The organism is Terribacillus halophilus (assembly GCF_900101385.1).
GTDB lineage: Bacteria > Bacillota > Bacilli > Bacillales > Amphibacillaceae > Terribacillus > Terribacillus halophilus.
Genome location: NZ_FMZB01000017.1, coordinates 38685 through 54062 on the forward strand (window position 1 = coordinate 38685; position 15378 = coordinate 54062).

The window sequence follows — 15378 nt, forward strand, 5'->3', positions numbered from 1 at the left end:
AGCTGTGTTGAAGCCGGTGAGAAGGTATGGGATTAAGTCGAAATGTTTTTAGGTCTCGCTCGGTTCTTTTGACAAATTGTGAAGAGTGGATGTGGTTAAATGACCTTATTCAAATAAGAGTTTGTCCCGGGGTAGGCCATGGTATGTACACAGAGCCTCGGTAAATATGTGGATAGGAGTGTTCAATGAAATGGAGACGGTATCAAGAAAGAAATGGGGCATCTATGGTGTGGAGCAAAAGCGATTCGAGAATTGGAAGAAGAAGGGGTTTGAGCTTGCGAAACTGTTATTGATCGAGAAGGCATGGCTTTTGGCACTAGTAGGCTTCTTACTTGGACGGGCAGTGGTATTGACCACAGTTTCACCTTTCGCAGTGGCATTCCTGGCATCCATCTGGCTAACTAGAAGAAAAAGAATGCTGCCGATCACACTGGCTACAGTTGCAGGTGCTTGTACCTACCAGTGGACACACGGCTTGTATATAGCAGGTGCTGCATTTGTCCTTTATTTCTTAGCTATGCTTTGTAAGAGGATTCCGCACCAAATTCGGGTGATGGCGGTGCTCGTTTTCCTGGCAAGTGCACTGCCGAGGATGCTGGCCTTCTCTTATGAAAATACATTGTCCAGCTTCGATTGGATGATGATCGGCGTCGAAGGCATTCTTGGTTCTGTGCTCTTTATCATCTTTATGCAAAGCATTCCGCTATTATCCGTTAAAAGATATTATCCGGCATTAAAGAATGAAGAAATTGTCTGTTTGATCATTTTACTTGCCTCGGTTCTGACGGGCACGATCGGATGGCAGCTTCAAGGCGCTGGGGTCGAGCAAATTTTCTCCCGTTATTTTGTCCTGCTGCTGGCCTTGATCGGGGGTGCGGCGATGGGTTCGACAGTCGGGGTAGTTGCTGGGTTGATTCTCAGTCTAGCCAATGTTGCCAGTCTCTATGAGATGAGTCTCCTGGCTTTTGCTGGATTGCTTGGCGGTCTATTGAAGGATGGGAAGAAATTCGGTGTGAGCATCGGTCTAATTATAGGAACATTACTTATCGGTGTGTATGGACAGGAGCAGGGTATGCAGGAGGTGTATCCATCCTTGCTTGCATCGGCAATTAGTATTCTGCTGCTCGTTTTGACGCCGGACAGCTGGATTCGGCGTATGTCCCGCTTCGTTCCTGGCACTGCTGAGCACAGCCAGGAACAAGAGCAATATTTGCAAAAAGTGCGCGATGTTACGGCTAATCGCGTGCAGCAGTTCTCCAATGTATTTGATGCATTGGCAAAGAGCTTCACCACGCCGGATCGGGCGGCAGAAGATGTGCGGAATCGAGAGACTGATTTCCTGCTTGGCAATGTGACGGAGCAGACGTGTCAGCTGTGCTTTAAAAAGGATCGATGCTGGGGGGCGCAGCAGTTTGATCGTACCTATCAATTAATGGAGAGTCTGAAGGAGGATATGGAGGACGGCGGGCCGCCGAATAAGCTGCTGGAGCGGAACCTGGAATCCCACTGTGTCAAATCGAAAAAAGTGGTGGAAACGATGAAGCATGAGCTGAGTTTCCACCAAGCAAATCAAATGCTCCGGCGGCAAGTACAGGAAAGTCGCAGGTTTGTCGCAGACCAGCTGAATGGTGTATCGGAGGTAATGGGAGACTTCGCAAAAGAAATCGTCAAGGAGAAGGAGAATCACGAACATCAGGAAGTGGAAATGATGGCCGCTTTACGGGCGGCTGGCTTAGTCGTGGACAAGCTGGATGTGTTTTCTCTGACCAAAGGCGGCATTGATATCGAAATGCATGTATCCATACAAGGGTACCATGGCGAGGGGCAAAAGCTGATCGGTCCCATTCTATCCGACATTCTGGGGGAGAGTGTCGTCGTGACGAAGGAAGAAATAGCGCCGTTTCCGGATAAATCCTGTTTCCTGGCGTTTTCATCCATCAAAAAATTCATTGTGGATACAGGGGTGGCACATGCCGCAAAAGGTGGGGGGTTCGTTTCGGGGGATAGCTTTTCCACGATCGAACTAGGGGCGGGCAAGTATGCAATCGCAATCAGTGATGGTATGGGAAATGGAGATCGGGCACATGAGGAAAGCACCGAGACGCTACGACTGCTGCAGCAGATTCTGCAGTCCGGAATCAGGGAAGAAGTGGCAATCAAATCAATCAATTCGATCCTCTCGCTCCGCTCCAATGAGGAGATATTCGCTACATTGGATCTGGCAGTCATCGATTTGCATGACGCAGCGGTCCAATTCCTAAAAATCGGATCGACGCCAAGCTTCATCAAGCGAGGTGATCAGGTCATTAAAATAGAGTCTGGCAATTTGCCGATTGGTATCGTGCAGGATTTGGAGGTGGATGTTGTCAAAGAGCAGCTGCAGCCGGGCGATTTGCTCGTCATGATGAGTGACGGTATTTTTGAAGCTCCACGCCATGTGGAGAATACAGATATCTGGCTGAAGCGAAAGATCAAGGAAATGAAAACAACCGTGCCGCAGGAGATGGCCGATTTGCTATTGGAGGAAGTTGTTCGCCACCGCGAGGGAGAGATAGAGGATGACATGACCGTCATGGTGGCCTCCATTGACAGGAACATGCCGGAATGGGCTTCCATTCCTACTTATAAAAAGAAAGTGAAGGAGGCGTAGGAAACGTATATTATCTTCTTTTCCCGTCGAAGATGGAGATAACGAATGGAGAAGAGGGATAACGATGAAACCGAGTACGCTGAAACAAATCCTGCTCATAACAGATGGATGCTCCAACCGCGGGGAAGACCCGGCAGCAGTTGCTGCATTAGCTTATGCTCAACATATTACGGTCAATGTAATCGGTATTCTGGAGGAGGGACATGCTGAACATTCAGTCAGCCTCGAGGAAGTGGAGAATATTGCAAAAGCAGGAGGCGGTGTCAGTCAGCTGATCTATAAGCAAGCGTTGACAGAGACCGTCCAAATGGTGACAAAGCAGGCGATGACCCAGACAATCGAGGGTGTCGTCAATCAGGAACTGAAGCAGATTCTAGGACCTGGCAATACATTGGACGACCTGCCGCCGGATAAAAGAGGGGACGTGCTGGAGGTTGTCGAGGATATTAGTGAAACGGCTAATCTGGAAGTGCTTATCCTTGTCGATACGAGCGCCAGCATGCACCATAAGCTCCAAGTGGTGAAAGAAGCACTGATCGATTTGTCGATCAGCATGAATGCACGACTTGGCAATAACAAGTTCGCCATATTTGGTTTCCCTGGAAAAAGAGAGGCGGCTGTAAAGGTGATGGATTGGACCGAGCGGCTGGAAAATGTGTCTTCTGTCTTTCCGAAGCTTGCTACAGGCGGCGTGACACCGACCGGGCCTGCGCTGCGGGAAGCGTTGCATGAATTCAGCCGCCAGACGCTCGGGAAGCGGTCGGCAAATGACGGGATGACCGAATATGAAGAATTCGGCAGCTGAAATACGTACTGGCATCCGTTTGTCAGGGAAATGGCACCATGGGGATTACCCGTTGATTCGAAAACTCGGAAGCGGGGCAATCGGCTCTGTGTATCTGACAGAAAGAAATGGCATCCATGCAGCCTTGAAAATCAGTGATAAACGCACCTCGATGACAATGGAAGTGAAAGTGCTGCAATCACTGAAAAAGGTCCAGGGATATTTCCTCGGGCCTTGTTTGTTTGATACCGATGACTATGTCAGCCCGAGCGGTCAGCTATATACCTTTTACGTCATGGAATATATCCAAGGGAGCCGGCTCGATACGTACATCAAAGCAAAAGGACCAGAGTGGCTGCCGGTATTGCTGCTGGGACTGCTTGATGACTTAGACCATCTTCACCGGTCGGGGTGGATTTTCGGTGATTTGAAGCTTGATAATCTGGTCGTCAGCGAAAAACCGGCCCGGCTCCGATGGGTGGATGTAGGGGGGACGACACAGCTGGGGCGTGCAATCAAGGAATATACCGAGTTTTATGACCGCGGACACTGGGGGATGGGAAGCAGGAAAGCAGAACCGTCATATGACTTGTTCGCGCTTGCCATGACTGCGTTGGAAATTTTGAATGGCGGAAGGTTTGCAAAAGGCGAAACACCGAAAAATTCGATCAAGAAGGCATTACACGGCGCCGGGAAGCTGCGCCCCCTTTTGGAGAAAGCATTGACGGGCAAATATACCGACAGTATCGGAATGAAGCAAGATTTGGTGAAGCTCTTGATGAAAAAGAAGTCGCCGACGCCAGTCTCTCCGCCTTCGAGAATGACAAAAAGCAACCGACGCAAGACAGGACTTGGAGAAAGCATCGTACTAAGTGTCTATGCTATCATTTGCTATGTGATATATCTGCTGCAATAAACTTTTTGTCTAATCACATCAATGGTACGATAAAAGCAGCAATTACATAAGGATGAAGGTAAATGAAACAGACTGTGGCAGCATTTATGGACAGACATGATTTATGGAAGGAAAACACGACTATCCTGGTAGGTGTATCCGGTGGACCGGATTCGATGGCACTTCTCCATTTCCTGAAGGAACATAGGGGGCAGAAAGGCTGGCATATCATTGCGTTGAGTGTCGATCATGGATTGCGTGGAGAGGAATCCAAGCAGGATACCGCATTCGTGAAATCAATTTGCGAAAAATGGGGAATTAGCGCAGAAGCTGTAACAGTGGACGTTCCATCCTGGAAAGAAATATATCAGCAAAGTACTCAAGTCGCAGCCAGGGAGATGCGTTATCGCTATTTTGAGGAGTGCATGCATCATCATAAAGCAGACGCTTTGTTTCTCGCCCACCATGGTGATGACCAGGCAGAAACGATTCTGATGCGTCTGGCGCGCGGTTCCAATCCCGCGGCCGTCAGTGGTATGGATATCCGGAGGTCATTTGCTGGCGGGGAAATCATCCGGCCGATGCTGTCGTGCAGCAAATCGGAAATTCAACAATATTGTGAACAACACGATATACCGTATCGCATCGATCCTTCCAATGCCACGGAGGATTACACGCGTAATCTCTTCCGGCATCGGGTACTGGCTCCGATAAAAAAGGAATTTCCTTCCTTTCATCAACATGCCCAACGCTTTAGTGAAGCTCTTAAAGCGGACGAGGCATACCTTGAGGGACAGGCTGCAAAGTTGTTCAAAGAGCTGGTGGAATATGATGCTGCGAAACAGTCAGCAGCCTTTGAAATAGAACGATTTTCTACATACCCGATTGCTTTACAAAGAAGAGTGTATCATCTAATATTGATGTATCTGTATCAAGCGCTTCCGGTGGATTTGCATCATCGGCACGAAGCGCAATTTTTTGAACTGATAGCTAGCTCTAAAGCAAACAGCTCACTAGATTTTCCGGCAGGATTACAACTGACAAAGTCTTATGGCCATATGACGGTTTCTTTCCGTAATGAGGAAAAAGACTTATTCCACTATACATTACACGCTCCCGGATGCGTCACGTTACCTGATGGATCTCTATTAAAGGCTACTTTTACCCCTCACCCAAATGAAAACAATTCCAATATCTTCGTATTGCCCGTTGACGATGTCACCTTGCCGTTACAGGTACGCACAAGGAAAAATGGCGACAAAATGAAGCTGCGCGGAATGAGAGGGACGAAAAAAGTAAAAGATATTTTCATTGATGAAAAAATTCCCGTTTCTAGGCGGCGGGTTTGGCCGATTGTGGAGGATGCGACTGGCACTATTTTATGGCTTATCGGTTTGAGAAAAGGGGAAACAGGCAGAACAACAGGAGAAACAGGCAGCTATTTGTGTCTGTGCTACCAAGCGAAAAATGGGGAACAAACAGGAGGACCGAGCAATGCATGATGAGATTGAGAAGATATTGATTACGAAGGAAGAGATCGAAGCAAAATGTGCTGAGATCGGCAGACAGCTTACAGAGGAATATAAAGATTCCTTCCCGCTTGCTATCGGTGTGTTGAAAGGTGCCCTTCCGTTCATGTCCGATGTGCTCCGTCATATGGATACACATCTTGAGATGGATTTCATGGATGTGTCCAGTTATGCCGGGGGCATGACATCTACCGGTGAGGTGAAGATCGTCAAGGATTTGGATACAAAAGTGGAAGGCAGAGATCTTCTGATCATTGAGGATATCATCGACAGCGGTCTTACACTGAGCTATCTGGTTGACTTGTTCAAATACCGGAAAGCGAAGTCGATTAAGATTGTCACACTGCTTGATAAGCCTTCGGGCCGTACGGCGAAGATCCAGGCGGACTTGGTCGGTTTCCACGTGCCGAATGAATTCGTCGTCGGCTATGGTTTGGATTATCAGGAGAAGTATCGTAATTTGCCATATATCGGTGTTCTGAAACCGGAAGTGTATGGCGGCGCCCAAACCGAATAAACGGTATCGGCATGGAATAGCATCCTTTTACATAAGGTAAAGGGTATTTAGTTGTATAGCATGTTTTTCGTATGGTAGTATTTACTATAGTTTTCTCGTTTGGGAGGAGGTAGGCAATGAGCAAAGTGTTCCGTAATACCCTAATGGTTATAATTATATTTGTAGTCATTATCGGTGTGATCAACTTATTCAGGAATCAGACGAATGAAGTCGAACAGTATGACATTAACAAATTCAGGACCACACTTGAGAGTGGTGACATACAAAGCATGACCGTCCAGCCTACTAACAATATCTATACGTTAAGAGGAGAGACGGAGGATAACAAGCAGTTCCAGACTGAGATACCTCAGAACGAACAGCTGATGAGTGATATCCTCAATACTGCAAATGAACAAGGTGTTAAGTTGAATGCAGATGAAGAGCCGCAGCCAAGTTTCTGGCAGACGCTGCTGACATCCATCTTCCCGATCTTGCTGCTTGTCTTGATCTTCCTGTTCTTCATGAGCCAAGCCCAAGGTGGCGGCAGCCGAGTGATGAACTTTGGTAAGAGCAAGGCGAAGATGTACAACGAAGAGAAGAAGAAAGTGAAGTTCCGCGATGTAGCCGGAGCGGACGAAGAGAAGCAGGAGCTTGTCGAAGTTGTCGACTTCCTAAAAGACCCTCGTAAATTCTCTGCTGTCGGCGCCCGCATTCCGAAGGGTGTCCTGCTTGTAGGACCTCCAGGTACTGGTAAGACGTTGCTTGCCCGTGCGGTGGCAGGGGAAGCTGGCGTTCCATTCTTCTCTATAAGTGGTTCGGACTTCGTAGAGATGTTTGTTGGGGTCGGTGCATCCCGTGTGCGTGATTTATTCGAAAATGCGAAGAAAAATTCTCCGTGTATCATCTTTATCGATGAGATTGATGCTGTAGGTCGTCAGCGTGGAGCTGGTCTGGGCGGCGGTCACGATGAGCGTGAACAGACATTGAACCAATTGCTTGTCGAGATGGATGGTTTCGGTGCCAATGAAGGTATCATCATCATCGCTGCGACAAACCGTGCAGACATTCTCGACCCAGCCCTTCTCCGTCCTGGTCGTTTCGACCGTCAGATCACAGTCGACCGCCCGGATCTAGGCGGACGTGAAGCTGTCTTGAAGGTACATGCCCGCAACAAACCGCTTGATGAGTCCGTTAACCTGCGTACAATCGCAATGCGTACGCCAGGATTCTCCGGAGCGGATTTGGAGAACCTATTGAACGAAGCTGCACTGGTAGCTGCACGAAATGATCGTAAGAAAATCGTCATGGTTGATGTCGATGAAGCGATTGATCGTGTCATTGCCGGTCCTGCGAAGAAAAGCCGTGTCATCTCCAAGAAAGAACGAAATATCGTCGCTTATCATGAGAGCGGACATACTGTCATCGGTATGGTGCTCGACGATGCGGACATGGTGCATAAAGTGACTATCGTTCCCCGAGGTCAGGCTGGCGGTTATGCAGTCATGCTGCCGAGGGAAGATCGTTACTTCATGACCAAGCCGGAATTGCTTGATAAGATTACCGGATTGCTTGGAGGACGTGTTGCCGAGGAGGTCATCTTCGGGGAAGTAAGTACCGGAGCACATAATGACTTCCAGCGAGCGACGAATATCGCCCGCAAAATGGTTACCGAGTACGGTATGAGTGATAAGATCGGTCCGTTGCAGTTCACAAGCAATGGCGGGAATGTGTTCCTTGGCCGTGATATCCAGAATGAACAAACATACAGTGATGCAATCGCTTATGAAATCGATCAGGAAGTACAAAACTTCATCAACCAATGTTATGCGCGTGCCAAACAGATTCTTACGGAAAACAAAGAGAAGCTGGAGCTTATCGCTCAAACATTGCTTGAGATCGAAACATTGGATGCTTTCCAAATTCAAACATTGTTTGATAAAGGACGTCTGCCAACAGAGGAAGAGGTTGCCGCTGAACGCAGCAAATCCGATAAAAAATCCAACCTGACAAAGGATGAAGATGAGGAAGTAACTGTCACAATCCAGCCGCAGGAAGAAAAGGAAGTAACACCAGCCGATGATAATGCCATCGATGAGGATACTTCCGCTCCGCGGGAGCAGTCAGGTATACCAGAAGATGAACCGCGCCAAAACGGCGGTTCGGATGATCGTCCAAGATCATAAAAGAAAAGGTCTCCTATCGGGAGGCCTTTTTTCTCTGTTTGGGTATAGTAAACATATAAAGGGATTTACCTGCTGGATTATGATAAGATAAACAATACCTTGTGGACAAAAGACCGTAAACGGTTGATATACAAAAGGAGTGACATTGCTCTTATGGGTGATTATTTAATTAAAGCAACAGGATTTAACGGAGCTATCCGGGCATACGCCATCCAATCGACAGAATTAGTGGAAGAGGCGCGCCGCCGTCATGATACTTGGGCAACGGCGTCAGCAGCCCTGGGACGTACACTTACAATCAGTGCGATAATGGGTGCCATGCTAAAAGGAGAAGACAAGCTAACTGTGAAGGTCGAAGGCGATGGACCAGTTGGACCGATAATCGTAGATAGTAATGCCAAAGGTGAAGTGAGAGGATATATCACGAACCCGCATGTCGACTTTGAACTGAACTCCATCGGGAAATTGGATGTTTCCCGGGCAGTTGGTACTGTCGGTACATTGAGCGTAGCCAAAGATCTTGGGCTGAAAGAGATGTTCACCGGTCAGGTACCGATTGTGTCTGGCGAAATCGGTGATGACTTCACTTATTATTTCGCTAACTCCGAGCAGGTGCCTTCTGCAGTCGGTGCGGGGGTATTGGTCAATCCAGATCATACCATTCTTGCAGCGGGTGGTTTTATCCTTCAAGTAATGCCGGGGGCCGATGACAGCATTATCACGCAATTGGAAGAGCGAATCGGCTCCATTGCGCCGATATCTACCTTGATCCGGGAAGGGAATACACCTGAGCAAATCCTTGAGAAGCTGATCGGAGAAGAGAATATTCACTTCCTGGACAATTTGCCAGTTAGTTTCACGTGCCAATGCTCCAAGGATCGCATCGAGAATGCAATCAAGAGTCTTGGAAACGAAGAAATCCAAGCTATGATCGACGAAGATCATGGAGCTGAGGCAAGCTGCCATTTCTGTAATGAGACGTATACATTTACTGAAGAGGACTTAAAAGCATTACTCCAATGACCACTCATTTGGATTGACTTTTAGCAGAAATTTGCTTACAGTTAAATAAATCCAATTAAAATAGTGGGAATTAGGGGGAATAATCATGGCAATTGCATCATCCATTTCTGAATTGATCGGAAACACACCAATCGTGAAGCTTAATCGAACAGCGGACGCAGATAGTGCCGAGATCTATGTAAAGCTTGAATTCCAGAATCCAGGCGGATCTGTTAAGGATAGGATTGCTCTTGCAATGATTGAAGATGCAGAAGAAAATGGCAAATTGAACCCGGGTGACACGATTATCGAGCCGACGAGCGGCAATACCGGAATTGGTCTTGCCTTGGTGGCGGCGATCAAAGGGTATAAAGCTATTCTTGTCATGCCTGATACGATGAGCATGGAGAGGCGTAACCTGCTTCGTGCGTATGGAGCGCAGCTCGTATTGACTCCTGGTGCTGAAGGAATGAAGGGTGCCATTCAGAAGGCGGAGGAATTGCAGAAGGAAAACGGCTATTTCATGCCTCAGCAGTTCAATAATGAAGCCAACCCTGCCATTCACGCACGTACGACTGGTAAAGAGATTGCAGCTGAGTTCGGCGGCGATCTTGATGCGTTCATTTCTGGGATCGGTACAGGCGGCACCATTACCGGTGTCGGTAAAGTTCTGAAAGAATTGAATAAGGATATCCGGATTGTGGCAGTAGAGCCTTCCAACTCACCGGTTTTATCCGGCGGTAAGCCAGGCCCGCATAAAATTCAGGGTATTGGTGCAGGATTCGTTCCGGCAATCCTGGATACGGATATTTATTCCGATATCATTCAAGTGGAGAACGACGAAGCATACGCGACTGCCAGGGAAACAGCTGCCAAAGAAGGTTTGCTGGGTGGCGTTTCAACTGGAGCTGCCATCTTCGCAGCTAAAAAGGTTGCCAAAGAACTTGGACCAGGCAAGAAGGTGTTGGCGATCGTTCCTAGTAACGGCGAACGTTACCTCTCCACACCGCTATACCAATTCGAAGACTAATAGAACGGAAAACCCCTGCTTGAATAGGCAGGGGTGTTTTTTTATGCAGCAATTCGTGTACACTAGTATAAATAATAGATGGAACGAGAGGTTGACGTGACATGAAACGCAGAATAGGCAGTAAGGAATATGATCTTTCCAAGCAGACACTCGTAATGGGGATCATTAACGTGACACCTGACTCTTTTTCGGACGGAGGCAGTTATACAACGGTAGAAGCAGCTGTCAAACAAGCGCAAAAGCTTGCAGCAGAAGGTGCGGACATTCTGGATATTGGCGGAGAATCGACCCGGCCTGGATTCGAGCCGGTATCGGCAGATGAAGAGATTGCACGTGTAGCACCGGCCATACGGGCAATAAGAGAAGTGGTGGATTTGCCGATATCAATAGATACGTACAAAGCAAATACGGCAGAAGCAGCAATTGAGGCAGGTGCATCCATCATCAATGATATCTGGGGAGCGAAATACGATCCTGAAATGGCTGATGTTGCAGCACGCACAGGAGTTCCGATCATCCTGATGCATAATCGAAAGGAAGCTCGTTATGACGATTTAATTCCAGACATGATTGCAGATTTGGAGGAAAGTATCGCAATTGCTTTGAAGGCGGGTGTGAAGCAGGAGGATATCTGGCTTGATCCGGGCATCGGTTTTGTTAAGTCCTTTGAGGAAAATATGACTGCAATGCGTCAGCTGGATAAGATAACGGCCATGGGCTATCCTGTGCTTCTCGGTACGTCCCGAAAAAGGTTTATTGGTACGGTGCTGGATCTGCCTGCTGAGGAACGGGATGAAGGTACTGCGGCTACGACAGCGTATGGCATTACAAAGGGCGTGCACATGGTACGAGTGCATGAAGTAAAGCAGACAGCACGCATGGTGAAAATGATGGATGCGCTGGTTAGGGAGGAGTAAATGATGGATAAAATATATATGAATCAACTGCAATTCTACGGCTATCATGGTCTATTTCCAGAAGAGAATAAATTGGGTCAGCGTTTTATAGTGGATGCTGTACTGGAACTGGATCTTCGCCAAGCGGGCGAATCGGATGATATGACACAATCAATCCATTATGGACAGGCATATGACGTCATCAAAGGCATTGTGGAAGGACGGGCAAAGAATTTGGTGGAAGCTGTGGCAGAAGAGATTGCCAAGCAATTATTTGCCACATTCACATTATTGGAAGCATGCACGGTGAAAGTCATCAAACCCGATCCCCCGATTGCTGGCCATTATGAATCGGTTGCGGTGGAAATACGGCGGGAACGTCCATGAAACAGGCTTGGATTGCGCTGGGGTCAAATATATCCCCAAGAGAGACATACCTGGAGCAAGCTGCCCAGAAATTAAAAGAGCGACCCGGTATTCGATTGAAGCAAGTTTCGACAGTGTATGAAACTGATCCAGTCGGTTATGAAGATCAAGATCAATTCCTTAACTTGGTGGTGGAAGTGGAAACAAGTTTGGAACCTATGGAACTTCTCCATATCTGCCAAAATATCGAGCAGGAATTGGGACGGGAGAGGGTCATCCGATGGGGCCCGCGGACTGTCGACCTTGACATTTTGCTGTATAGTACTGAAAATATGAATGTTGAGGAACTTATCCTTCCCCATCCGCGTATGCATGAGCGTGCTTTTGTGCTAGTGCCATTAGCTGAAATCGCACCTGACCTTCTATTAAAGGGGAAACAGATCAAAGAATGGCTCGATAGTATGGCTGAACAAGACGTGCGAAGCATCCGGTTCTGGGGTACTTTAAATATATAGACTGCATGGGAGGTAACGACGTTGTTCAAGATTGGTGATATCACCATTAAGAACCGAGTAGTATTGGCGCCGATGGCTGGTATCAGTAACTCTGCTTTCCGTTTGACCGTAAAGGAATTCGGTGCGGGGATTGTATGTGCGGAAATGATCAGTGACAACGGCATTGTGACTCGGAATGCAAAAACGATGAACATGCTGTATATAGATGAACAAGAAAAGCCAATGAGCTTGCAGATCTTTGGGGCTAAACCAGAGACGCTGGTGGAAGCTGCTAAGTTTGTCGACCAAAATACGACAGCTGATATCATCGATATAAATATGGGATGTCCAGCACCGAAGATTACGAAGAATATGGCAGGTTCCCGTTGGCTGCTGCAGCCTGAGAAGATATACGAAATGGTTTCTGCAGTTGTAAAAGAAGTAAATAAGCCAGTTACCGTCAAAATGCGCACAGGTTGGGATGATAGCACGATCTATGCTGTGGAAAACGCGCAAGCGCTTGAAGAAGCAGGCGCAGCAGCAGTAGCATTGCATGGTCGTACACGTGAGCAGCATTATGAAGGACTTGCCAACTGGGACATCATTCGCCAAGTGAAAGAATCTGTCTCCATTCCTGTCATCGGAAATGGAGATATCACAACTCCGCAAATCGCCAAGCAGCGATTGGAAGAGACGGGTGTAGATGCAGTTATGATCGGACGAGCCGCTCTTGGGGATCCTTGGATGATATATCGAACTGTTCATTACTTGGAAACAGGCGAGATGTTGGATGAACCAAAACCACGTGAAAAGATTGACGTTTGTGTGCTGCATATGGATCGTCTGATTCGCCTTAAAGGCGAAAAAGTAGCGATCATGGAAATGCGAAAGCATGCTGCCTGGTACCTGAAAGGTTTGGATGGTAATGGGAAAGCGCGCAAGCTGATCAATGAAACAAGCACGAAGGAAGATATGCTCGATGTGCTGTATGATTTTGCGGATCAAGTGGAAGCTTCCATGGCAATGGTTTGAACGGGCGTGCTTTATTGACACAGCAGTGCTGCTTTTCTATACTAATACGAGGTAGCAATGCGATAAGCCTCGCATTATACGAGGACGAACAATACTGCCAGTCATGCTGGCAGTTTTTTTAGCATGTTGGAGACTGAATATAGAAGAAATGGGAGTGAACAGGATGAGTGAAGAATTAAACGATCAGATGCAGGTGCGTCGCGATAAGATGGAACAGCTCATGAACCAAGGCTATAACCCATTCGGTGCCAGATTTGAGCGTACACATCAATCTGAAGAGCTTATAGCGGCTTTTGATGCTTTCGGTAAAGAAGAACTGGAAGAGAAAAAAGCGGAAGTTACGATTGCGGGCCGTCTGATGACGAAGCGAGGAAAAGGTAAAGCGGGTTTTGCGCATTTGCAGGACCTAAGCGGCCAGATTCAGCTATATGTACGAAAAGATCAGGTTGGGGATGAAGCTTATGAGCTGTTCAGCAATGCAGATCTAGGTGACATCGTCGGTGTGACAGGAGTTATGTTCAAAACGAATGTAGGAGAGCTTTCCGTTAAGGCAACAACATTTGATATCCTGTCTAAGGCACTTCGTCCGCTTCCTGATAAATTCCATGGCTTGACGGACATCGAGCAGCGTTATCGTCAGCGCTATCTTGATTTGATCGTAAATCCGGAGTCGAAGCAGACATTCATCACTCGCAGTAAAATCATCCAAAGTATCCGTCGTTACTTGGACGATATCGGGTACTTGGAAGTGGAAACGCCATTGATGCACAGCATACCGGGTGGAGCGGCGGCTCGTCCGTTCATTACCCATCACAACGCTTTGGATATACCGCTTTACATGCGCATCGCGATTGAGCTCCATTTGAAGCGCCTTATTGTCGGCGGATTGGAGAAAGTGTATGAAATTGGCCGTGTATTCCGTAACGAGGGAGTATCTACGCGCCATAACCCTGAGTTCACCATGCTCGAGCTGTACGAAGCATATGGTGACATGGATACGATCATGGAACTGACAGAAAATCTGATCGCCCATGTAGCGAAAGATGTACTAGGTAAAACCGTTATCCCTTATGGCGAATATGAAATCAATCTTGAGCCGAAGTGGAAACGTCTGCACATGGTCGATGCTGTAAAAGAGTATACAGGCGTAGATTTCTGGAGTCATATGAGCGATGAGGAAGCAAAAGCACTCGCGAAGGAAAACGGAATTGAAATCAAAGATACAATGACATTCGGACATATTGTAAATGAATTCTTTGAACAGCGTGTAGAGGACAAGCTCATCCAACCGACGTTCATCTATGGTCACCCTGTTGAGATCTCACCGCTTGCGAAGAAGAATCCAGAAGATGAGCGGTTTACTGACCGTTTTGAAGTATTCATCGTAGGAAGAGAGCATGGTAATGCTTTCTCCGAGCTGAACGATCCGATTGATCAGCGTGGGCGTTTTGAAGCACAGTTGAAAGAAAAAGAACAAGGTAATGATGAGGCGCATGAAATGGATGAGGACTTCTTGGAGTCACTCGAGTATGGTATGCCTCCTACAGGCGGGTTGGGTATCGGTATCGACCGTCTGATCATGCTGTTGACGAATGCGCCATCCATTCGGGATGTATTACTCTTCCCGCAAATGCGCAATCGTTCCTGATTAGAATTAGAAAGGAGAAGGACTATTCGGTCCTTCTCCTTTCACCTTTATATAGGCGTTTGCATAGAATGCAAACGAATGCGGGATAATGCTCTGTAACGGCTTGTAAGAAAATATAACATTTATTTAAAAAAACTATTGCAATGCTATTACATCCGTGGTAAATTATTAGAGTTGCTTCGAACGGAGCAGCAAACGCAAGAAACCAAATAAAAAACATCTTGACAACGCAAGTTGAAACATGATAAGATGTTCTAGTCGCCAAATGAGTGACGGAACGAAATTGATCTTTGAAAACTGAACAAAACAACCAATTACGAACTAAACGACATGATCATTAAGATCAACGTCAGCTCTAACGAGCAAAAGC

The 15378-nt window shown here is 47.2% G+C and carries 13 protein-coding genes; all 13 read left to right on the top strand.

Annotated features, from left to right (window positions below; translation table 11 throughout):
• The first annotated feature begins 190 nt into the window (after positions 1-190).
• The 13 genes from spoIIE (at position 191) to lysS (ending at position 15008) form a co-directional block, all read left to right on the top strand.
• Positions 191-2650, top strand: coding sequence for a stage II sporulation protein E (spoIIE, locus tag BLQ53_RS18285; protein ID WP_093728746.1), 2460 nt, complete (start codon positions 191-193; stop codon positions 2648-2650).
• A gap of 64 nt (positions 2651-2714) precedes the next feature.
• Positions 2715-3455, top strand: coding sequence for a VWA domain-containing protein (locus BLQ53_RS18290; RefSeq protein WP_093728747.1), 741 nt, complete (start codon positions 2715-2717; stop codon positions 3453-3455).
• Positions 3436-4350 (top strand): protein kinase domain-containing protein, encoded by a 915-nt coding sequence (locus BLQ53_RS18295; RefSeq protein WP_093728748.1) that lies wholly within the window; start codon positions 3436-3438, stop codon positions 4348-4350. The genes BLQ53_RS18290 and BLQ53_RS18295 overlap by 20 nt, the downstream gene beginning before the upstream one ends.
• Positions 4351-4412: 62 nt before the next feature.
• Positions 4413-5831 (top strand): tRNA lysidine(34) synthetase TilS, encoded by a 1419-nt coding sequence (tilS, locus tag BLQ53_RS18300; RefSeq protein WP_093728749.1) that lies wholly within the window; start codon positions 4413-4415, stop codon positions 5829-5831.
• The gene (hpt, locus tag BLQ53_RS18305) at positions 5824-6375 is read left to right on the top strand and encodes a hypoxanthine phosphoribosyltransferase (protein ID WP_093728750.1); all 552 of its coding nucleotides are present in this window, start codon (positions 5824-5826) and stop codon (positions 6373-6375) included. The genes tilS and hpt overlap by 8 nt, the downstream gene beginning before the upstream one ends.
• A gap of 143 nt (positions 6376-6518) precedes the next feature.
• Positions 6519-8540, top strand: coding sequence for an ATP-dependent zinc metalloprotease FtsH (gene ftsH, locus BLQ53_RS18310; RefSeq protein ID WP_425288322.1), 2022 nt, complete (start codon positions 6519-6521; stop codon positions 8538-8540).
• A gap of 153 nt (positions 8541-8693) precedes the next feature.
• On the top strand, positions 8694-9563 hold the full coding sequence (hslO, locus tag BLQ53_RS18315; RefSeq protein WP_093728752.1) for an Hsp33 family molecular chaperone HslO: 870 nt from the start codon (positions 8694-8696) through the stop codon (positions 9561-9563).
• A gap of 85 nt (positions 9564-9648) precedes the next feature.
• Positions 9649-10572, top strand: coding sequence for a cysteine synthase A (gene cysK / locus BLQ53_RS18320; RefSeq protein ID WP_170829773.1), 924 nt, complete (start codon positions 9649-9651; stop codon positions 10570-10572).
• A gap of 101 nt (positions 10573-10673) precedes the next feature.
• Entirely contained in the window at positions 10674-11489 is an 816-nt protein-coding gene (folP, locus tag BLQ53_RS18325) for a dihydropteroate synthase (protein ID WP_093728754.1), read from the top strand.
• 3 nt (positions 11490-11492) lie between these two features.
• A complete protein-coding gene (gene folB, locus BLQ53_RS18330) occupies positions 11493-11855 on the top strand; it encodes a dihydroneopterin aldolase (protein WP_093728763.1) in 363 nt (120 codons plus the stop codon).
• Positions 11852-12349: a 2-amino-4-hydroxy-6-hydroxymethyldihydropteridine diphosphokinase gene (folK, locus tag BLQ53_RS18335; RefSeq protein WP_093728755.1), complete on the top strand. Its 498-nt coding sequence runs from the start codon at positions 11852-11854 to the stop codon at positions 12347-12349. Before folB ends, folK begins: the two co-directional genes overlap by 4 nt.
• Positions 12350-12370: 21 nt before the next feature.
• On the top strand, positions 12371-13360 hold the full coding sequence (gene dusB / locus BLQ53_RS18340) for a tRNA dihydrouridine synthase DusB (RefSeq protein WP_093728756.1): 990 nt from the start codon (positions 12371-12373) through the stop codon (positions 13358-13360).
• Positions 13361-13523: 163 nt separating this feature from the next.
• Positions 13524-15008, top strand: coding sequence for a lysine--tRNA ligase (lysS, locus tag BLQ53_RS18345; RefSeq protein ID WP_093728757.1), 1485 nt, complete (start codon positions 13524-13526; stop codon positions 15006-15008).
• Positions 15009-15378: the final 370 nt, after the last annotated feature.

Excerpts from the sequence above, each read along its gene's own strand:
- spoIIE (WP_093728746.1), top strand. The coding sequence starts at position 191 with ATGGAGACGGTATCAAGAAAGAAATGGGGCATCTATGGTGTGGAGCAA.
- cysK (WP_170829773.1), top strand. The coding sequence starts at position 9,649 with ATGGCAATTGCATCATCCATTTCTGAATTGATCGGAAACACACCAATC.
- lysS (WP_093728757.1), top strand. The coding sequence starts at position 13,524 with ATGAGTGAAGAATTAAACGATCAGATGCAGGTGCGTCGCGATAAGATG.
- ftsH (WP_425288322.1), top strand. The coding sequence starts at position 6,519 with ATGGTTATAATTATATTTGTAGTCATTATCGGTGTGATCAACTTATTC.
- BLQ53_RS18295 (WP_093728748.1), top strand. The coding sequence starts at position 3,436 with ATGAAGAATTCGGCAGCTGAAATACGTACTGGCATCCGTTTGTCAGGG.
- folK (WP_093728755.1), top strand. The coding sequence starts at position 11,852 with ATGAAACAGGCTTGGATTGCGCTGGGGTCAAATATATCCCCAAGAGAG.
- folP (WP_093728754.1), top strand. The coding sequence starts at position 10,674 with ATGAAACGCAGAATAGGCAGTAAGGAATATGATCTTTCCAAGCAGACA.
- folB (WP_093728763.1), top strand. The coding sequence starts at position 11,493 with ATGGATAAAATATATATGAATCAACTGCAATTCTACGGCTATCATGGT.
- hpt (WP_093728750.1), top strand. The coding sequence starts at position 5,824 with ATGCATGATGAGATTGAGAAGATATTGATTACGAAGGAAGAGATCGAA.
- BLQ53_RS18290 (WP_093728747.1), top strand. The coding sequence starts at position 2,715 with ATGAAACCGAGTACGCTGAAACAAATCCTGCTCATAACAGATGGATGC.
- tilS (WP_093728749.1), top strand. The coding sequence starts at position 4,413 with ATGAAACAGACTGTGGCAGCATTTATGGACAGACATGATTTATGGAAG.
- hslO (WP_093728752.1), top strand. The coding sequence starts at position 8,694 with ATGGGTGATTATTTAATTAAAGCAACAGGATTTAACGGAGCTATCCGG.